Origin of the sequence: Vitreoscilla filiformis, assembly GCF_002222655.1 — a bacterium.
In the GTDB taxonomy this organism is placed as follows: domain Bacteria; phylum Pseudomonadota; class Gammaproteobacteria; order Burkholderiales; family Burkholderiaceae_C; genus Ideonella; species Ideonella filiformis.
Genome location: NZ_CP022423.1, coordinates 501694 through 521281, shown reverse-complemented (window position 1 = coordinate 521281; position 19588 = coordinate 501694). Strand labels below are relative to the sequence as shown.

Here is a 19588-nt window from a genome sequence, read left to right as displayed (position 1 = left end):
TTCAACATGAGCCACGCCCCGCACCCCGCCCCCGCCGCCGACGACAACCAACTCATCGCCGAGCGCCGCGAAAAACTGGCCGCCCTGCGCGCCAAGGCGGCCGCCTCGGGCGAGGCCGTGTTCCCGAACGACTTCAAGCCTGAGCATCGCGCCGCCGACTTGCACCACGCCCACGACGCGCAAAGCAACGAGGAGCTGGAAACCGATCCGGTCACGGTCAGCGTCGCTGGGCGCATGATGTTGAAGCGCGTGATGGGCAAAGCGTGTTTTGCCACGCTGCAAGACGCCACTGGCCGCATCCAGCTCTACGTCACCCAAGACAACGTCGGCGCCGAGGTGCTGGCCGCGTTCAAGCACTGGGATTTGGGCGACATCCTCGGCTGCGAGGGCGTGCTGTTCAAGACCAAGACGGGCGAGCTGTCGATCAAGGCCACGTCGGTGCGGCTGCTCACCAAGAGCCTGCGCCCGCTGCCGGACAAGTTCCACGGCATGACCGACCAGGAACAAAAGTACCGCCAACGCTACGTCGATCTGATGACCGACGACGATGCGCGCAAGCGTTTCATCGCCCGCAGCAAGGGCGTGGCCTCGATCCGCAATTTCATGGTCGAGCACGGTTTCCTGGAAGTGGAAACGCCGATGCTGCACCCGATCCCCGGCGGCGCCAACGCCAAGCCCTTCATCACGCACCACAACGCGCTGGATCAAGAGATGTTCCTGCGCATCGCGCCCGAGCTGTATTTGAAGCGCCTGGTGGTGGGCGGTTTTGAGCGCGTGTTCGAGATCAACCGCAACTTCCGCAACGAAGGCATCAGCGTTCGGCACAACCCCGAATTCACGATGATGGAGTTCTACGCGGCCTACTGGAACCACCATGATCTGATGGACTTCACCGAAGCCCTGCTGCGCCACGCCGCCCGCCAAGCCACGGGCTCGGCGCGTGTGAGCTACGCCGGCAAGGAAGTGCATCTGGACGAGCCGTTCATCCGCCTGTCGGTGCGGGATTCGCTGGTGGCCCACGCCGGCCTCACCGAAGCCGAAGCCGATGACGCCGCCGTGATCCACGCCAAGCTGTGCGCTCTGGGCGAAGAGCCGCCCAAGCACTGGGGCCTGGCCGCGTTGCAATTCGGTTTGTTTGAAGCGGCGGTGGAAGAAAAGCTCTGGCAGCCGACGTTCATCATCGACTACCCGGTGGAAGTCAGCCCGCTGGCGCGTGCGTCGGACAAGAACCCGACCATCACCGAGCGCTTCGAGCTGTTCATCACCGGGCGCGAGTTCGGCAACGGTTTCTCGGAACTGAACGACGCCGAAGACCAAGCCGCCCGCTTCCACGCCCAAGTGGCCAACAAAGAAGCCGGCGACGATGAAGCGATGTTCTACGACGCCGATTTCATCCGCGCCCTGGAATACGGCATGCCCCCGACGGGCGGCTGCGGCATCGGCATCGACCGCCTGATGATGCTGTTGACCGACTCGCCCAGCATCCGCGACGTGATCTTGTTCCCGGCACTGCGCCGCGAAGCCTGATCACCCCATCGAACTCCGGCAGAACCCGAGGGGCTCTTGAAAGCCGTTCGGGCGTCCATATAATTGCTGTTAGCACTCGGACACCTTGAGTGCTAACAGAGCCCCAGGTGTCCGGTGAACCTCAAGTCTGAAGACTGACTGCTTACCGTATTGGAGATACAATGAACCTTCGTCCCCTGCACGATCGCGTGATCGTCAAGCGTCTGGAAAACGAAACCAAGACCGCCCTGGGCATCATCATCCCCGACAACGCTGCTGAGAAGCCGGATCAAGGCGAAGTGCTGGCCGTCGGCCCTGGCAAGCGCAATGACAAGGGCGAATTCGTCGCCCTGAACGTGCAAGTCGGCGATCGCGTGCTGTTCGGCAAGTACAGCGGCCAGGCCGTGAAGGTCGATGGCCAAGAGCTGCTGGTGATGCGCGAAGAAGACCTCTTCGCCGTGGTTGAGAAGTGATCGGCTGAACGCCCTTCTCCCCCACCCAAGCAACTTTCACAGAGTATTCGGAGTTAGAACATGGCAGCTAAAGACGTCATTTTCGGCGCAGACGCCCGTCACCGCATGGTTGAAGGCGTGAACATCCTGGCCAACGCCGTCAAGACCACCCTGGGCCCCAAGGGTCGCAACGTGGTGCTGGAGCGCTCCTTCGGCGCCCCGACCGTGACCAAGGACGGTGTGTCCGTGGCCAAGGAAATCGAGCTGAAAGACAAGCTTCAGAACATGGGCGCCCAGATGGTCAAGGAAGTCGCTTCCAAGACGTCTGACAACGCTGGCGACGGCACCACCACCGCCACCGTGCTGGCTCAAGCCATCGTGCGCGAAGGCATGAAGTACGTGGCCGCCGGCATGAACCCGATGGACCTGAAGCGCGGCATCGACAAGGCGGTTGCCGCCCTGGTCATCCAACTGCGCGCCGCTTCGAAGGCCACCACGACTTCGAAGGAAATCGCCCAAGTCGGCACCATTTCCGCTAACTCGGACGCTGACGTCGGTCAAATCATCGCCAACGCGATGGACAAGGTGGGCAAGGAAGGCGTGATCACCGTTGAAGACGGCAAGAGCCTGAACAACGAGCTGGACGTCGTCGAAGGCATGCAGTTCGACCGTGGCTACCTGTCGCCGTACTTCATCAACAACCAGGAAAAGCAAGCCGCCATCCTGGACAACCCGTTCGTGCTGCTGTACGACAAGAAAATCAGCAACATCCGCGATCTGCTGCCGACGCTGGAACAAGTCGCCAAGGCTGGCCGCCCGCTGCTGATCATCGCTGAAGACGTGGACGGCGAAGCGCTGGCCACTCTGGTGGTGAACACCATCCGTGGCATCCTGAAGGTTGTGGCCGTCAAGGCTCCGGGCTTTGGCGATCGTCGCAAGGCCATGCTGGAAGACATCGCCATCCTGACCGGTGGCAAGGTCATCGCCGAAGAAGTGGGCATGGCCCTCGACAAGGTGACCCTGGCCGACCTGGGCCAAGCCAAGCGCGTCGAAGTCGCCAAGGAAAACACCACCATCATCGATGGCGCTGGTTCCGCTGCCGACATCGAAGCCCGCGTGAAGCAAATCCGCATCCAGATCGAGGAAGCCACCTCCGACTACGACCGCGAAAAGCTGCAAGAGCGCGTGGCCAAGCTGGCTGGCGGCGTGGCCGTGATCAAGGTGGGTGCTGCCACCGAAGTCGAAATGAAGGAAAAGAAGGCACGCGTGGAAGACGCGCTGCACGCCACCCGCGCTGCCGTGGAAGAAGGCATCGTGGCTGGCGGCGGTGTGGCTCTGCTGCGTGCTCGCCAAACCGCTGGCGCCATCAAGGGCGACAACGCTGACCAAGACGCCGGCATCAAGCTGGTGTTGAAGGCCATCGAAGCCCCGCTGCGCGAAATCGTGGCCAACGCCGGTGGCGAACCGAGCGTGGTGGTGAACGCTGTGCTGAACGGTTCGGGCAACTACGGCTTCAACGCTGCCAACGACACCTACGGCGACATGATCGAAATGGGCATCCTGGATCCGACCAAGGTGACCCGCACCGCGCTGCAAAACGCCGCTTCCGTGGCTTCGCTGATGCTGACCACCGAATGCATGGTCGCTGAAGCCCCGAAGGATGACGCTCCGGCCATGCCGGGTGGCGGCATGGGTGGCATGGGCGGCATGGGCATGGACATGTAAATCCCGCCCGGTCGGTTCACACCTTCCGAAAAACCCCGCAGCGCGCAAGCCCTGCGGGGTTTTTTTCAGCTGGCTCACAATGAGCATCACAAAGTTTCACGTTTTGCCATGAGCCCCGCCCAACCCACCATCAGCGTGATCGACTTGACGGCCCAGCTGGGGCTGTTTGCCTTGGCACAACTGGCCGCAGAGCGCCCCGTGGGGCACGGTTTTTGGCCGCAAGTGGCATTACAAGGCGCCGCCTGGGGGCCACGTTTTGACTGGCAGCGCCCCAGTTCGGTGGCAGCTTTGGTGCCCCCATCGGCCACAGCCAGCCTGGTCGTGGTGATTGTCGGGCCGGGTTCTGTGGGTTTGGTGCGTGCAGCTTTGGCCATGTTGGCCAGCATGGTGGAGCGGCCAGCGGTCTATGTGTACCTCATGCCCAATGCGCTGATGGAGGAGGTGGCGCTGCAATCCAGCGCGGTGAACTCATTGGCCCACATGGAGGTCTATCGCCTTCCCGACAGCAGCCCGCAAACCCTGTGGCTGGTGCTGCTGGAGCAGTTGCACCAATTCGGTTTCCGGGATGCGGCTTCGTCGTCAAACGACGGCTCACTTCACGATCACACTGCGATGAATTCCAACTTGCAACAATCCATGGATGCCGCCATGACCATCAACGGCGCGCTGGCCGTGGCCTTGGTGGATTACCGCAGCGGCATGTGTCTGGCCCAAGCGGGCGGCGGTTTCAACCTCGATCTGGCGGCGGCTGGCAACACCGAAGTGGTGCGCGCCAAGCTCAAAACCATCGAGTCACTCGGCCTGCGCAAGGGCATTGAGGACATCCTCATCACCCTGGCCGACCAATACCACTTGATCCGCCTGGTGCCCAACGCCCAGGGCCTGTTCCTCTACTTGGTGCTGGACAAGGAAAAAGGCAACCTCGCCCTGGCACGCTTCAAGCTGACGGACATCGAGCGCTCGTTGCGCGTTTGACGCTGTTCAGTCGCCGTCACCGCAGGCGTCGGATGCGTCGTCGCAAGCAGGCTCTTCGGCGGATGACGAGGTGTCTGGCGGCACTGTCACCGGTGCCAAGCGCGGATGGGCTTGCATCCAGGCGTGCAGCGTTTCGGCCAAGTCCTCCAGCCCCGTGCGCTGCGTGGCAGAGAACAGCAGCACGCCGATATCGGCTTCGTCGGTGGCCAAACTGGCCAAGCGGTTTTGCGCCGCTTGCATCGAGGCTTGGGCTTCGCGTTTGGTGAGTTTGTCGGCCTTGGTCAACAGCACCAGCAGTTTGATTTCGCCGTTGCTTACGCGGGGCGTGATGAAGTCCAGCAGGCGTTCGTCCAGGGCGGTGAAGCCGTGGCGGCTGTCCACCAGCAACACCACGCCGGCGAGGTTGCGGCGCACTTCCAAATAGTCCGCCATCACCTTTTGCCAGCGCAGTTTGGCGCCGCGCTCGACAGTGGCGTAACCGTAGCCGGGCAGGTCGGCCAAGTAGGCATCTGGCGCGTCTTTGGGGCCGATGGCAAACAGGTTGATGTGCTGGGTGCGCCCCGGCGTTTTGGAGGCAAACGCCAGTTGGCGGCGCTGCGCCAAGGTGTTGATCGAGGACGATTTGCCCGCGTTGCTGCGGCCAACGAACGCCAGTTCGGGCAAATCGCCAGCGGGCAATTGGTTGAGCTGGCTCGCTGTGGTGAAAAAGCGAGCGGTGTGCGCCCAGGCCAACGCCTGGGCTGGAGCGTCCGAGTGCGGCATGGGGGCGATGTCAGGAGAGTGAAGCATGGAGCATTGTAAAATCCCGGGGTTTTGGGCATTCAGCCGTTGCCTTAGCGTTTTTCAGCAGGTGCGTCAGAGTGCTCTCAAAAATACCCACAATCTCCTGAGGCCCTTCGAGATGAAGTTCCCTGTCGCCTTCGCCACCTCCGCTCTGCTGGCCGCCATTCTGGCCGCTCCCGCCATCGCCGCCGAAACGGGCAAGGCTGCCGCCAAGCCGGATCTGGCACGCGGCCAGGAGCTGTCCACCACGGTGTGCGCGGCTTGCCACACCAGTGATGGCTCGCGTGGCGCTTCTGCCAACCCGATTTTGCAAGGCCAGCACGCTGAGTACATCGTCAAGCAACTGACCGAGTTCAAGGCCAACAAGCGTGTCAACGCCGTGATGAACGGCATGGCCGCCCCCTTGAGCGAGGCTGACATGCGCAACGTCGCCGCCTTCTACGCCAGCAAGCCGCCTGTGAACGGCGTGGCCAAGAACAAAGACACGGTGGCGCTGGGCGAGAAAATCTACCGTGGCGGCATCCCCGACAAGGGCGTGCCCGCTTGCTCGGCCTGCCACAGCCCGAATGGCGCAGGTTTGCCGGTGCAGTACCCGCGCTTGGGAGGCCAACACGCGGAGTACCTGGAATCGCAGATGAATGCATTCCGTGCAGGCACCCGTACCAACAGCGCTCAAATGTTGGGCGTTGCCGCCAAGATGAGCGACAAGGAAATCAAGGCCGTCACCGACTACATCGCCGGCCTGCGCTGATTCACTTGCGCACCGTCGTTTCGTCGGGAAACTGAATCCCGTCTTATCACACATCAAGGGGCCGGTCATTGACCGGCCCTTGTTCATTCTGGCTTTGCCCTCCGGATAATCCGCGCCATGTCAACGTCTCCCCCTGTTTCCTCCTCTGCGCCTGAGGGTCGTGGCCGTGCGTGGCTGCAAGACAGCATCGAGCTGTTGGCCTCCATGCGTTTCGCCATCGCGCTGCTGACGCTGATTTGCATCGCCTCGGTCATTGGTACGGTGGTCAAGCAGGGCGAGCCGTTCAACAACTACGTCAATCAGTTCGGGCCATTCTGGGCCGAGGTGTTCAACCAATTCGGCCTCTATACCGTGTACAGCGCCGGCTGGTTCCTCACCATCTTGGCGTTTCTGGTGCTCTCCACCAGCCTGTGCATTGCACGCAATACCCCCAAAATCCTGGCGGATCTGCGCAGTTTCAAGGAGAACGTGCGCGAGAACTCGCTGCGAGCCTTCCATCATCATGCAGAAGGGGCCTTGGCGCTGGATCGTGCAGCCACCTTGCAGCGCATCTCCGATCTGTTAGGCCAGAAAGGTTGGCAGGCCAAGGCCCAAGTGCGGGATGGCGGCACCATGGTGGCGGCCCGTGCTGGGCGCGTGAATAAATTAGGCTACATCGCGGCACACAGCGCCATCGTGCTGATTTGCCTGGGCGGTTTGTTCGATGGCGATTTGATCGTCCGTTTGCAGATGTGGTTGGGTGGCAAAACCAGCTACAACGGCGGCGGCTTCATCAAAGACGTGCCCGAACAGCACCGCCTCGCCCCCAGCAACCCGACGTTTCGGGGCAATCTGCTGGTGCCCGAGGGGGGGCGGGCGGGCACGGCCCTCTTGACCCAGTCCGACGGGGTGGTGTTGCAGGATTTGCCCTTCGATGTGGAACTCAAAAAGTTCATCGTCGAGTACTACAACACCGGCATGCCCAAGCTGTTTGCCAGCCAAATCGTGGTGCATGACAGGGACACCGGCCAAGCCACAGCGGCCACGGTCAAAGTCAACGAGCCCTTCATCCATCGCGGCATTGCGATCTACCAAAGCAGTTTTGACGATGGCGGTTCCACCGTGACCCTCAAAGGGCTGCCCATACGGGGCACCGGCCAGCCTTTTAAGGTCAGCGGCGTCATCGGCAGCAGCAGTCAACTGAGCAACGGCGCACAAAAATTCAGCCTGGAGTTCACGGGGCTCAAAGTCATCAACGTGGAAAACCTCGGGGCGGGCAGCAGCGCTCAGACCGATGTGCGCAAGGTCGACCTCACCGACACCCTGAACAAACACATGGGCAGCGGCGCCCCCAACGCCAAGGACAAAACGCTGCGCAACGTGGGCCCGGCGATCACCTACAAACTGCGCGACGCCAGCGGCCAGGCGCGTGAGTTCCACAACTACATGGTGCCGATGGTGTTGGACGGCCAATCGGTGTTCATCGCCGGCGTCCGCGACAGTTCAGCGGAAAGCTTCCGTTATTTGCGCATTCCCGCCGACGACCAAGGCGCCATCGACGGCTGGGCCCGGCTGCGCTCAGCGCTCAACGATGCCCAGATGCGTGAACAAGCCGCACGGCGTTACGCCGCCATGGCCACCCCACCAGACAAACCCGAAATGGCCGAGCAACTGCGGGTGACCAGCTTGCGGGCCTTGCTGCTGTTTGCCGGTGAAGAAAAAGCGGTCGAAGGCCCGGCCACCGACGTGGCGCCCGGGGGCTTGATGGCTTTGAGCCAATTCGTCGAACGCAATGTGCCTGAAGCGGAGCGCAGCCGCATCGCCGAGGTGCTGTTGCGCGTTCTGAACGGCAGTTTGTTTGAATTGAACCAGTTGGCGCGTGAGCGGGCCGGTTTGGCGGTGTTGGAGGCCAACGAGGCCAGCCGCCAGTTCATGACCCAAGCCGTGATGTCGCTGTCGGACAGCTTCTTCTACCCTGCGCCGGTGATGTTCCAACTCGATGGCTTCGAGCAGGTTCAGGCCAGCGTGTTCCAAGTGGCGCGGGCACCGGGCAAGACGCTGGTTTACCTGGGGGCCGTGCTGCTCATCATCGGTGTGTTCGCCATGCTGTACGTGCGCGAGCGCCGCTTGTGGATTTGGTTGAGTGATACCCCGGGGGGAACTGAAGGCACCGAGTCTGCATCGAACCCCAGCACTGCGGGCACCCGGGTGCTGATGGCGCTGTCCACCCCGCGCCGCAGCTTGGATGCGGATGCCGAATTTGAGACCTTGCGCGCCCACCTGCTGGGGGCGCCGACACCGAACGCCGCTGGAGACACCACACCATGAACACCACCACGCTGACCTTGGGCCGTCCTGGCCTCATGAGCCGGCGCACGCCTTGGGATTGGGCCTTTGCCCTCTTGATCGTGCTCGGCGCGGGCTACGCCTTCAGCCGCTACGGCGGCGCGATGGATGAGTATGAAAAAGGCATCCTGTTGGGCAGCGTGCCGACACTGATCGCACTGGGTTGGTTTTGGGCGCCGTTGCGGGTGTTGAGCGTGGGCGTCGGGGCGGCAACGTTGCTGGCCATCGGCCTGTATCTGCGGCAAACCGATGGCTTTGGCGCCGATCTGGCGGCAGCGGAGCAGGTGTTTCTGCTGAAGTATTTCCTCTCCAGCCAAAGCGCCATTCTTTGGATGAGCGTGCTGTTTTTCATGAGCACGGTGTTCTACTGGATTGGGTTTTTCAGCAAGAACGGCAGCGAAGATGCGACGGCCCTCAAGCTGGGTTCACGCATCACCTGGGCGGCTGTGTTCATGGCGCTGACCGGCACCATGGTGCGTTGGTTCGAGAGCCACCAGATCGGCCCGGACATCGGCCACATCCCCGTGAGCAACCTCTACGAAGTGTTCGTGATGTTCTGCTGGATGACGGCGGTGTTTTACCTCTACTACGAACAGCAGTACCGTGTGCGCTCGCTGGGCGGTTTTGTGATGCTGATCGTCAGCGCGGCGGTGGGGTTTTTGCTCTGGTACACCGTGGTGCGCGAAGCCCACGCCATTCAGCCGCTGGTGCCTGCGCTGCAAAGCTGGTGGATGAAGGTGCATGTGCCCGCCAACTTCATCGGTTATGGCACGTTCGCCCTGGCAGCGATGGTGGCGTTTGCTTACCTCATCAAGCAGAACGCTGCTGAAACGCGCTGGTGGAAACTGGCACCGCTGTGGCTGCTGGGGGTGGTGCTGTGTTTTGAGCCCATCGTGTTCCGGCAGAGTGCGCAGAGCACGTCGGTGGGGTATTGGGCGGTGTACTTTGGCATCAGCGCCCTGATCGTCGGGGCACTGCTGAGTGTGCGTGGACGCATTGCAGCGCGCCTGCCCGCCTTCGAGGTGCTGGACGATGTGATGTACAAGTCCATTGCCGTGGGGTTTGCGTTCTTCACCATCGCGACGGTGCTGGGGGCATTTTGGGCCGCAGAAGCTTGGGGCGGCTACTGGAGCTGGGATCCGAAGGAAACCTGGGCGCTCATCGTGTGGCTGAACTATGCCGCTTGGCTGCACATGCGTTTGATGAAGGGTCTGCGCGGCGCACCGTCGGCTTGGTGGGCGCTGACCGGTTTGGTGGTGACGACGTTCGCTTTCCTGGGGGTGAACATGTTCCTCACGGGTTTGCATTCCTACGGCACGCTGTAACCTTGCACGCCGTTTGACCCGCTGAAGGAGATACGCATGGGACAGCTCATCACCTACACCCGCCCCGATGGCCAGAGCGCACAAGCCTGGCTGGATGCCCCGGACGATGCCACCCCCGCCACCCCCGGTTTGGTGGTGATTCAAGAATGGTGGGGCTTGAACGAGCAGATCAAGGGGGCGGCGCGGCGTTGGGCGCAAGCGGGTTACCGCGTGTTGGTGCCGGATTTGTACCGGGGCCGCATGACACTCGAAGCCCAAGAAGCCGAGCACCTGATGACGGGCCTGAACTTCGGGGATGCTGCCAGCCAAGACGTGCGCGGCGCCGTGCAACACCTCAAGGCCCAGGGCGCCGCCAAGGTGGGCGTGACGGGTTATTGCATGGGCGGGGCGCTGACACTGCTGGCCGCTACGATGGCGCCAGAAGCCGATGCGGCGGTGGCGTGGTATGGTTTCCCGCCGCTGGAGTACGTCGATGCCAGCCAAATCCGCGCCCCGCTGATGGGCCATTTCTCGCAGCACGATGCGTTTTTCCCCCATGCCAACGTCGCGGCCTTGGCGGAGAAACTTGGAGCGGCGGGCGTGAACTTCGAGTTTCACAGCTACGACACGCTGCACGCCTTCGCCAACGAAACCATGCTGCCGCCGGACTGTCCGCCGACCAACCGTTACGACCCGGCTGCCGCCGAGTTGGCTTGGCAGCGTTCGCTCGATTTTTTCGCACGCACCCTGGCCTGACGAAAAAACCACCCCCAGCGCGTAAGCTGGGGCGTGTTTCAGCGACTCAAGGAGATGCGCCGTGAGGCGTCGGCTCAAGGAGTTCACCATGCCCCTGTTTCGCTTCCATGACCCTGCGGCGCCTGCTGCTTCCGAGATCACCCCGCGTGCGCTGTGGCTGCGCCGGCGCGAGTGGCTGGCAACCACCGCTCTGGCGGGCGGTGCCTTGGGCGCTTGGGCCAGCCGCGACGCGCTGGCCGCCACGCCCGGCCCAGGGCGTTTGGCCAAGTTGCCGGCAGAGCGCAGCACCGTGGCGGGGGCGATGGTCGAAGATCGGCTCACCCGTTACGCCGATGTCACGGGGTACAACAACTTCTACGAGTTCGGCACGGACAAAACCGACCCCGCTCGCCTGGCTCACACCCTCAAGCCCCGGCCGTGGACGTTGACCATCGAAGGGGAGGTGCGTCGCACCCGTACCTTCGACTTGGACGAGTTGCTCAAACTGGCCCCCATGGAGGAACGCATTTACCGGCTGCGCTGCGTCGAGGGTTGGTCGATGGTGATCCCGTGGGTGGGGTTTTCGTTGGCGGCGTTGCTCAAGCAGGTGGAGCCCAAGGGCAACGCCAAATTCGTCGAGTTTGTCAGCTTGGCCGACCCGACGCAAATGCCGGATGTGCGCTCCAGCGTGCAAGATTGGGTGCGGGACAACAACAGCATTGGCCGCCGCCCAGCCGTCAGCCCGGGGGTGTTGGACTGGCCTTACCGCGAAGGCCTGCGCTTGGACGAAGCGATGCATCCACTCACCTTGCTGGCTTTTGGACTGTACGGCGAGGTGCTGCCGAACCAAAACGGCGCCCCGCTGCGCTTGGTGGTGCCGTGGAAGTACGGCTTCAAAAGCGCCAAATCCATCGTGCGCATTCGTTTGTTGGAGAAACAACCCGTCAGCAGTTGGGAACGGGCGAATGCGCGGGAGTACGGGTTTTATTCCAACGTCAACCCGACGGTCGATCATCCGCGCTGGAGCCAGGCCAGCGAGCGTCGCATCGGTGAGGACGGGTTGTTCAGCAAAAAACGCCCGACGTTGATGTTCAACGGTTACGAAGCCCAGGTGGCGTCGCTTTACGCGGGCATGGATTTGCGGAGGTTTTATTGAACCGCTGGTTGTTGCATCCGTGGGCCAAACCCCTGCTGTGGCTGCTGTTGGCCGCCCCCTTGGCGTGGTTGACCTGGGCGGCTTGGCAGGATCAACTGGGCGCCAACCCAGCCGAAGCCCTGCTGCGCAGTTTGGGCGATTGGACGCTGCGCATGCTGTGCCTGACCCTGGCCATCAGCCCGCTGCGTGATTGGACGGGCGCCAGCGGTTGGTTACGCCTGCGCCGCAACCTGGGGGTGGCGACGTTCATTTACGCCACCTTGCACTGGCTGGCCTATGCGTGGTTCGACCAAGGTTTGGATCTGCCGGCGCTGTGGGCGGATGTGACGAAACGCCCGTTCATCTTGGTTGGCACCGCCGCGTGGTTGGCGATGGTGCCGCTGGCCGCCACCTCGTTCAATGCCGCGATCCGCTGGTTGGGTGGCCGGGCGTGGAAGGATTTGCACAAAGTCACCTACGCCCTGGGCCCGCTGGCGCTGCTGCATTTTTTCTGGATGCGCGCAGGCAAGCAGGACTTTTTGGAGGTGGCCCTTTACGCCCTCGTCATCGGGGCGTTGTTGGGCTGGCGGCGCTTCAAGCCTCAGGGATGAGGGGCAGCACGTCGTCCACGCCGGCTTGTGGGCCGGCGATCTCGCTGCACACTTCGCGGATGCGGTTGTGCTCGTCGGGGAAAACCAGCTTGGGTTCGCACGCATCCAGCTTGTCCTCGGGCACCAGGCCGAAGGCGGCGATGATCACCAAATCGCCCACGCTGGCGCGGCGGGCCGCCGAGCCGTTGAGCGAAATCACCCCACTGCCACGCGGCGACTTGATGGCATAGGTGATGAACCGTTCGCCGTTGTTCACGTTCCAGATGTGAACCTGCTCGTTGGGGCGGATGTTGGAGGCTTCGAGCAAATCCTCATCGATCCCACAGGAGCCTTCGTAATGCAGCTCGCAGTGGGTGACGGTGGCACGGTGGATTTTGGACTTCAGGAGGGTGCGAAACATGGGAAAGCTTCCTTGACTGCTGCGGCCTGATCAGCCGCCGAGAACGTGACGCGGCTTGAGACCCAGCCGCTTGAGCAAGGCGCGGTCGCGTTCCACATCGGGGTTGCCGGTGGTCAGCAGTTTGTCGCCGTAGAAGATGGAGTTGGCACCGGCCAGGAAACACAGCGCCTGCACGCCCTCCGGCATGGTTTGACGCCCCGCCGACAGCCGCACCCGCGCCTTGGGCATGGTGATGCGGGCCACGGCGATGGTGCGCACGAACTCGAAGGGGTCGAGTTTGTCGGTGCCGTGCAGCGGCGTGCCTTCGACTTGCACCAGCTCGTTGATGGGCACGGAATCCGGGTACGGATCCATGTTGGCCAGTTGGCCGATCAGGCCGGCGCGCTCGGCCCGGCTTTCGCCCATGCCGATGATGCCGCCGCTGCACACCGACATGCCGGTGCGGCGCACACGCTCCAGGGTGTCGAGGCGATCCTGATAGTCCCGCGTGGAGATGATCTTGCCGTAGGTTTCTGGGGCGGTGTCGAGGTTGTGGTTGTAGTAATCCAGGCCGGCTTCTTTGAGCTGAACGGCTTGGGTGTCGGTGAGCATGCCCAGGGTGCAGCAGGCTTCCAGGCCCAGGGATTTGACCTCGCGGATCAGGGTGCTGACCTTTTCGATGTCCCGATCCTTGGGCGCCCGCCAGGCGGCCCCCATGCAAAAGCGCGTGGCCCCGGCTTCCCGGGCGGCCAAAGCGGCTTCGCGCACGGCCCCGACTTCCATCATCTTGCTGGCTTCCACGCCGGTGTCGTAATGCACCGACTGCGGGCAGTAGCCGCAATCTTCCGGGCAGCCACCGGTTTTGATCGACACCAGCGTGGCCAGCTCCACCTCAGCGGGGTTGAAATGCTCGCGGTGCGCCACCTGGGCGCGGTACAGCAGTTCAGGCAGGGGCAGTTCGAACAGGGCTTCGATGTCGGCCACGGCCCAGCGGGTGTCGGGCGTGGCGATGGGCGCCAGGGGTTTGTGGAACTGAATCGGCGCGGTGGCGCAGGCGGTATCGGTCATGGCAAGGGGTCTCCGGCCTTCGGGCAAGCAGGGGGATGCTGGTGCTGTGAGGGGTCAGCACTCGAGGTTGTCGATCAGCCGGGTTGCCCCCAGCCGAGCGGCGCCCAGGGCCACCAAGGGTTCGCCGGCGACGCGCTGGGCGTCGGTCGGCGGCAGCAGATCGCTGCGGCGGCGCAGGGTGAGGTAATCAGGCGCCCAGCCACGCGAGCGCAGCGCCTGATCGGCCGCAGCTTCCAGCTCGGCCAAGGATTGGGTGACATCGCGGGCTCCATGGGCCAGCTCGCGCAGCGCGGTGGACAGGGCGATGGCCTCCTCGCGTTCTTGCGCACCGAGGTAGCCGTTGCGCGAGGACAGTGCCAGGCCGTCTTCCGCCCGCACCGTCGGGGCGCCCACCACGCGGATCGGCATGGCGAATTGCTCGACCATGCCTTGGATGACTTGGAGCTGCTGGTAATCCTTCTGCCCGAACACCGCCACCGAGGGCTGGACGCACTGGAACAGTTTCATCACCACCGTACACACGCCGGTGAAGAAACCAGGGCGGAAGTGGCCTTCGAGCAAATCGGCCAGCGCGGGCGGCGGGGCAACTTTGTAGCTTTGCGGCTGCGGGTACAGCTCGCGCTCGGACGGGGCGAAAACGATGTCGCAGCCTTCGGGTTCGAGCAGGGCGCAATCGCGCTCCAGGGTGCGGGGGTATTGGTCGAAGTCTTCGTGCGGCAGGAATTGCAACCGGTTGACGAAGATGCTCACCACCACCGGGCCACCGTGGCGCCGGGCTTCACGCACCAGCGACAGGTGGCCAGCGTGCAGGTTGCCCATGGTGGGCACGAACACCGGGCGAGGTTGATCGGCCAGGGCTGCACGCAGCTCGGCCAGGGTGTGAATCACGCGCATGGGGAACTCCTCACCGGACACGGCAGGGCCCTGCCGGGGTGTCTGGTTGTGTCGATTGAGAACACTCAAAAGCGCCGCACGATGGGCGCTTGTTCTGTCAGTAACCGTGCAGAGACTCGTCTGGGAAGGTGCCAGCCTTGACGTCCGCCACGTAGCGCGCCGCTGCTTGGGCGATGGACAGTCCGGGCGCATCGGCTGACGAACCTGGCTCACGGGTGAAGTCCCGCACAAAACGCGGGCGCTTGCCAGTGGTGATGCCCAGCATGTCGTGCAGCACCAGCACCTGGCCGCTGCATTGCGCCCCGGCGCCGATGCCGATGGTCATCAACTCCGGGTGAGCGTGGGTGATTTCCGCAGCCAAAGACGAGGGCACCAACTCCAGCACCAACATGGCCGCACCGGCAGCGGACAGGGCCGCCGCATCGTTGCGCAGTGCGGCAGCGGCGGCATCATCTCGGCCTTGGACGCGGAAGCCGCCCAGGGCGTGAACCCGCTGCGGTGTCAGTCCGAGGTGGGCGCACACGGGGATGCCGCGTTCGGTCAGAAAGCGCACCGTCTCGGCCATGGCGCCACCGCCTTCGAGCTTGACCATTTGCGCCCCGGCGCGCATCAGCGCCACCGCCGATTCGAACGCTTGCTGCGGGCTGGCCTCGTAGCTGCCAAAGGGCAGATCGGTGATCAGCCACGCACTGCGCTTGCCAGCGGCCACGCAGCGGGTGTGATAGGCCATGTGCTCCAGCGTCACCGGCAGGGTGCTGGTTTGGCCTTGCATGACATTGCCCAGCGAATCCCCGACCAATAGCACATCCACCCCCGCATCGTCGAGGACGCGGGCGAAGGTGGCGTCATAGGCGGTGAGCATGGCGATCTTCTCGCCGCGCCGCGCCATCTCGCGCAGCTTGGGCAGGCTCAGCAGGCCCCGCTGGGTGGCGGTGGCGGAGGCTTCAACAAAATGGACGCTCATGGTGGTCGGCAAGGAACGCAGGGGACGGACGCGAGAACAAGGCCCCGTGGCTGCTGCAACGCAGCACGGAGGCGCCATTCTGCCTGTTTCGTCCGACAGGGTCTGACAACAGACGCCCCCGTTTTCCCGGTGGCGCTGTGGCGGTCAGCGCACGGGCGACAGGTTGCGCAGCGTTTGTACGGCCCCCGCACCGATGGAGGCACCGAAACGCTTGGCCAAGCGCGAGGCCACATCCTCTTGCGGGGTGTAATCGACGATGTTGTCGGCCTTGACAATCTCACGGGCCACATAGTCGAGGTTGGCCAAACCGTCGGCCAAGCCCATGCGCACGGCTTCTTCGCCTGTCCAGAACAGGCCGGAGAAGGTTTCCGGGGTTTCCTTCAGGCGGCTGCCCCGGCCTTCGCGCACCACCTTGATGAATTGCTGGTGGATTTGGTTGAGCATGGTTTTGGCCAGCGCGGTTTGTTTCTCGCTGGCGGGCAGGAAGGGGTCAAGCATGCCCTTGTTCTCACCGGCGGTCAGCAAGCGGCGTTCGACGCCGAGTTTGTCCATCAAACCGGTGAAACCAAAACCATCCATGCGCACGCCGATGGAGCCAACGATGCTGGCCTTATCGACATAAATCGCGTCGGCTGCCGCTGCGATGTAGTAAGCCCCCGAGGCGCACATCTCTTCGACGACCACGTACAGCTTCTTCTTGTGCAGAGCTTTGAGGCGCAAGATTTCGTCGTTGATCATCCCCGCCTGCACGGGGCTGCCACCGGGCGAGTTCATGCGCAACACCACGGCTTTGGCACTCTCGTCCTCAAAAGCGCTGCGAATCGAGGCGGTGAGGTTTTCGGCGCTGGCTTCGGTGTCCATCGCCAGTTCGCCACGCACTTCGACCAAAGCTGTGTGGGGAGTGGTGGGCGAGCTGGGGTGAATGCCACTTTGGCTGAACGTGGCCCAGGCCACGGCCAACACCAAACCGAACCAAGCCAAGCTGAGCAAGCGGCGCCAGCGGCGTTCGATGCGGCGTTCGCGCAGCAGCTCCACGGACACATCGCGCAGCAGCGTCTCCAGCCCATCGAGCCGCTGGCTCAGGCTGAGCAAGGGCGAGGACGGAGGGGCCACAGGCGCTGGGCTCGGTTCAGCCACGGGGGGCGGCGGGGGAGATTGGGAGTCGGATGTCATGGCAGAGCTTCGGGAGGGGGCGCCACGCACGTCGGCACAGGACGCGTCGCGGAGGGGGATTCTGACCGAGTCGGCCTTGCCAGCGGGGCTTGGGGCCACCAGAACACGGAACCGTCGTGTTCCATGACACGCACCGCCTGCAACCGCCGCCCAGCGCAAGGCCCGGCAACGCAGTGACCATCGGCGGGTTCGTAGGCCGCGCCGTGGATGGCACACACAATCCAGCGGCCATCTTGATCCAAGAACTGGCCGGGTTGCCAGTCCATTTCGACGGGCACGTGGGCGCAGCGGTTCAGATAGGCCACGACGCGGCCCTCAAAGCGCAACGCAAATGCGGGGACGGTTTGGCCGTTCCATGTCAGATCGAACCCATGGGCGCGGCCACGCTCGATCAAATCGGCGCTGGCGCACAAGCGCTGGGGTGGGGTGTCGATGGCGCTGGGGGGCACGGGTTGCATGGGGGCGCTGGGCTCAACCGTGTTGGCGCAGCCAGTCGTGCAGCTCAGGCACGGATCGGGCGATGAACAAGGGGGCATGGGTTTGCAGCGCGTCGGAAGGATGGGCGCCATAACTCACCGCCACGGCGGGCGTGCCGGCGTTGGCGGCCAGTTGCAAATCGTGGGTGGTGTCGCCAATCATCAGCGTGCGTTCGGGCTCGACGCCGAATTCGGCCATCAACTCCAACAACATGCGCGGGTGCGGCTTGGAAAAGGTTTCTTCGGCCGTGCGGCTGGCGTCGAACAGGCCGTGCAGTTCGGTGCTGGTGAGGGCTTCGTCCAAACCCCGGCGGCTCTTGCCAGTGGCGACGGTCAGGATGTGCTGGCGTTCGCGCAGCGCGTGCAGCATCTCCAGCGTGCCTTTGAACAAGCTGACCTCGTGCTGCGCCGCGAAGTAGTGGCGGCGATACGCCTGCACCAAGTCGTGATAACGCTCGGCGGGCAGGCCGGGCACGGCGTGTTTCAGGGCATCGTGCAGGCTCAGGCCGATGACGTAGGCGGCTTGTTCGTCGCTCGGCACCGGCACGCCCAGGTCGCGGCAGGCGCGCTGGATGCTGTGGACGATGAAGGCGGTGGAGTCGAACAGGGTGCCATCCCAGTCGAAGGCGATCAAATCAAAACGGCGGGGGCGAACGCTCATGGCGGGGGCACTCGGCATCAGGTGAGGGTGGCCGGCAGAGAGAGCCGGGACAGGAGTGTCTCGCATTCCGGTGGCAGCGGGGCCAGCAGTTCGATGCGCTGGCCGGTGGCCGGGTGGTCAAAAGCCAAGCGCCGGGCGTGCAAAAACATGCGTTCGAAGCGCACACCGGCCACGCCCCGGCCAGCCGCCAGGGTTTTGTTGAAGCCGAAATCGCCGTATTTTTCATCGCCGACGATGGGGTGGCCCTCGTGTGCCAGGTGGACGCGGATTTGGTGCGTGCGCCCCGTCTTGATCGTCACATCCAACAACGACAGCGTGTGCGCCCCCAACGTCCCCTGCTGCACGACATGCACCAGCGAGATCGAACGCCGACCCTCATCGGCATCGTCGGCCACGGCGCGCACGCGGCGCTCACCGTCGGCGGTGAGGTACTTGTGCAGCGCCACGTCCACCACTTTTTTGTTGCGCGGCCAGGCACCGATGACCAAAGCGGCGTAGGTTTTGCCCGTTTCGCGCTGGCGGAATTGGTCTTGCAGCGCGGTGAGGGCGCTGCGTTTTTTCGCCACCAGCAGCAAGCCGGAGGTTTCCTTGTCCAGCCTATGCACCAGCTCCAAGAACTTGGCTTGTGGGCGAGCGCGACGCAGTTGTTCGATCACACCGTAGCTCACGCCCGAACCGCCATGAACCGCCACGCCAGCGGGTTTGTTCACCACCAACAGGTGGTCGTCTTCGAACAGCACCGGGAATTCGCGTGCGGGCACCGCTGCGGCGGCGCTGGCGAGGGCGGCCTCGCTGCTGCGTTCAGGCAGGCGCACGGGTGGAATGCGAACTTCGTCGCCCAAGTTGAGGCGGGTGTCGGCGCTGGCGCGGCCCTTGTTCACCCGCACCTCGCCGGCCCGGATGATGCGGTAGACGTGCGTTTTGGGCACGCCCTTGAGTTCCCTCAGCAAAAAATTGTCCAACCGCTGGCCGGCGCTGCCTTCGTCCACCACGGCATGACGCACCTGCGCGGTGCTGGCCGTGGGGGTGGCGGCTGGGGTTTTGGGTTTCACCTTTATAATGGTTTGAGCCACGTCTGACAGCCCTAAGTGCTTGATTTTCCAGAGTTTACCGGGCACTGAAAGCCCAGATGCGGCAGGAGGCGCGAAAAATGCGCGCCCCACCAGGTTGATGCAGCGCCGCTGGCCATGTCGGAGGGGCCCCGTTCCCGAGCAACGGGGTGGCCGATCGCCAGCGACGCGAGAGAGACAAAAGTTTGTGCCGCTCCGTCCTGTGACGGGGCAACCCCAAGGTTTTTGAGGGCACGCCGGGTCGCATGGTCGATGCGGCGGGCCCAGTGTTACCGCGCAGTGTGCTGCGCCAGCCAGCCCCGATGTTCCATTGTCTGTCCCACCCTGTTGTAGACCCCGGCGAATGCGCCGGCGCGGTCGATGGGCGTGCCGCTGAGACAGCTTCCGCATCCTCCCCCTGGCTGGCCCACGCGCTGCGCTGCGACGCGCGCGCCAACGTCACGACCCCCGAGCGCCCCGCTGGCGCCGGGCAGCCGCTTGTCGGTCATCCCGCTGCAATGGGGATGCGTGGCCCAGGGCGATTCCTTCTGCCGGCCGTCTTGCGTTTCTCGTGCATCGGTTGATGCGTCTACTGGCGCCGCCTTGGGGTGGTGCTGGTGGG

General features: G+C 63.7%; 19 protein-coding genes. 10 read left to right on the top strand and 9 right to left on the bottom strand.

Annotated elements, in window-relative coordinates; genetic code table 11:
• Positions 1 to 6 precede the first annotated feature (6 nt).
• The 4 genes from lysS (at position 7) to VITFI_RS18760 (ending at position 4658) form a co-directional block, all read left to right on the top strand.
• Complete coding sequence (lysS, locus tag VITFI_RS02405) at positions 7 to 1527, top strand: lysine--tRNA ligase (RefSeq protein ID WP_089415656.1); 1521 nt, start codon at positions 7 to 9, stop codon at positions 1525 to 1527.
• Between the two features lie 161 nt (positions 1528 to 1688).
• The gene (locus tag VITFI_RS02400) at positions 1689 to 1979 is read left to right on the top strand and encodes a co-chaperone GroES (RefSeq protein ID WP_089415655.1); all 291 of its coding nucleotides are present in this window, start codon (positions 1689 to 1691) and stop codon (positions 1977 to 1979) included.
• A gap of 60 nt (positions 1980 to 2039) precedes the next feature.
• Positions 2040 to 3683 carry a chaperonin GroEL gene (gene groL / locus VITFI_RS02395; RefSeq protein ID WP_089415654.1) on the top strand — a complete coding sequence of 548 codons (1644 nt, stop codon included), beginning with the start codon at positions 2040 to 2042 and terminating at the stop codon, positions 3681 to 3683.
• Between the two features lie 108 nt (positions 3684 to 3791).
• Positions 3792 to 4658, top strand: coding sequence for a hypothetical protein (locus VITFI_RS18760; RefSeq protein WP_332461890.1), 867 nt, complete (start codon positions 3792 to 3794; stop codon positions 4656 to 4658).
• Between the two features lie 6 nt (positions 4659 to 4664).
• On the opposite strand, the gene yihA is transcribed toward VITFI_RS18760, so the two are convergent.
• On the bottom strand, positions 4665 to 5447 hold the full coding sequence (gene yihA / locus VITFI_RS02385; RefSeq protein ID WP_198301582.1) for a ribosome biogenesis GTP-binding protein YihA/YsxC: 783 nt from the start codon (positions 5445 to 5447) through the stop codon (positions 4665 to 4667).
• A 112-nt stretch (positions 5448 to 5559) separates the two neighbouring features.
• On the opposite strand from yihA, the gene VITFI_RS02380 reads away from it, so the two are divergent.
• The 6 genes from VITFI_RS02380 (at position 5560) to VITFI_RS02355 (ending at position 12302) form a co-directional block, all read left to right on the top strand.
• On the top strand, positions 5560 to 6192 hold the full coding sequence (locus tag VITFI_RS02380) for a c-type cytochrome (RefSeq protein ID WP_089415652.1): 633 nt from the start codon (positions 5560 to 5562) through the stop codon (positions 6190 to 6192).
• A gap of 117 nt (positions 6193 to 6309) precedes the next feature.
• On the top strand, positions 6310 to 8499 hold the full coding sequence (locus VITFI_RS02375; RefSeq protein ID WP_089415651.1) for a cytochrome c biogenesis protein ResB: 2190 nt from the start codon (positions 6310 to 6312) through the stop codon (positions 8497 to 8499).
• Complete coding sequence (gene ccsB / locus VITFI_RS02370; RefSeq protein WP_089415650.1) at positions 8496 to 9842, top strand: c-type cytochrome biogenesis protein CcsB; 1347 nt, start codon at positions 8496 to 8498, stop codon at positions 9840 to 9842. Before VITFI_RS02375 ends, ccsB begins: the two co-directional genes overlap by 4 nt.
• A 36-nt stretch (positions 9843 to 9878) precedes the next feature.
• Positions 9879 to 10577, top strand: coding sequence for a dienelactone hydrolase family protein (locus tag VITFI_RS02365; RefSeq protein ID WP_089415649.1), 699 nt, complete (start codon positions 9879 to 9881; stop codon positions 10575 to 10577).
• A gap of 88 nt (positions 10578 to 10665) precedes the next feature.
• Positions 10666 to 11712, top strand: a complete 1047-nt coding sequence (gene msrP / locus VITFI_RS02360; RefSeq protein ID WP_089415648.1) for a protein-methionine-sulfoxide reductase catalytic subunit MsrP — start codon at positions 10666 to 10668, stop codon at positions 11710 to 11712.
• Positions 11709 to 12302, top strand: a complete 594-nt coding sequence (locus tag VITFI_RS02355; RefSeq protein WP_089415647.1) for a protein-methionine-sulfoxide reductase heme-binding subunit MsrQ — start codon at positions 11709 to 11711, stop codon at positions 12300 to 12302. The genes msrP and VITFI_RS02355 overlap by 4 nt, the downstream gene beginning before the upstream one ends.
• Here VITFI_RS02355 and panD read toward each other — a convergent pair.
• The 8 genes from panD to VITFI_RS02315 form a co-directional block, all read right to left on the bottom strand.
• Positions 12286 to 12702, bottom strand: a complete 417-nt coding sequence (gene panD / locus VITFI_RS02350; RefSeq protein WP_089415646.1) for an aspartate 1-decarboxylase — start codon at positions 12700 to 12702, stop codon at positions 12286 to 12288. The two genes, VITFI_RS02355 and panD, sit on opposite strands and share 17 nt — an antisense overlap.
• A 30-nt stretch (positions 12703 to 12732) precedes the next feature.
• Entirely contained in the window at positions 12733 to 13749 is a 1017-nt protein-coding gene (gene bioB / locus VITFI_RS02345; protein WP_089415645.1) for a biotin synthase BioB, read from the bottom strand.
• 54 nt (positions 13750 to 13803) lie between these two features.
• Positions 13804 to 14643, bottom strand: a complete 840-nt coding sequence (panC, locus tag VITFI_RS02340) for a pantoate--beta-alanine ligase (RefSeq protein ID WP_089415644.1) — start codon at positions 14641 to 14643, stop codon at positions 13804 to 13806.
• A gap of 97 nt (positions 14644 to 14740) precedes the next feature.
• Complete coding sequence (panB, locus tag VITFI_RS02335) at positions 14741 to 15607, bottom strand: 3-methyl-2-oxobutanoate hydroxymethyltransferase (protein WP_089415643.1); 867 nt, start codon at positions 15605 to 15607, stop codon at positions 14741 to 14743.
• Between the two features lie 144 nt (positions 15608 to 15751).
• Entirely contained in the window at positions 15752 to 16780 is a 1029-nt protein-coding gene (locus VITFI_RS02330; RefSeq protein WP_089415642.1) for a S49 family peptidase, read from the bottom strand.
• Positions 16777 to 17238, bottom strand: coding sequence for a Rieske (2Fe-2S) protein (locus tag VITFI_RS02325; RefSeq protein WP_089415641.1), 462 nt, complete (start codon positions 17236 to 17238; stop codon positions 16777 to 16779). The genes VITFI_RS02330 and VITFI_RS02325 overlap by 4 nt, the downstream gene beginning before the upstream one ends.
• A gap of 13 nt (positions 17239 to 17251) precedes the next feature.
• Positions 17252 to 17917 carry an HAD family hydrolase gene (locus VITFI_RS02320; RefSeq protein WP_089417929.1) on the bottom strand — a complete coding sequence of 222 codons (666 nt, stop codon included), beginning with the start codon at positions 17915 to 17917 and terminating at the stop codon, positions 17252 to 17254.
• Between the two features lie 17 nt (positions 17918 to 17934).
• Positions 17935 to 18969 (bottom strand): RluA family pseudouridine synthase, encoded by a 1035-nt coding sequence (locus VITFI_RS02315; protein ID WP_232476651.1) that lies wholly within the window; start codon positions 18967 to 18969, stop codon positions 17935 to 17937.
• Positions 18970 to 19588 lie beyond the last annotated feature (619 nt).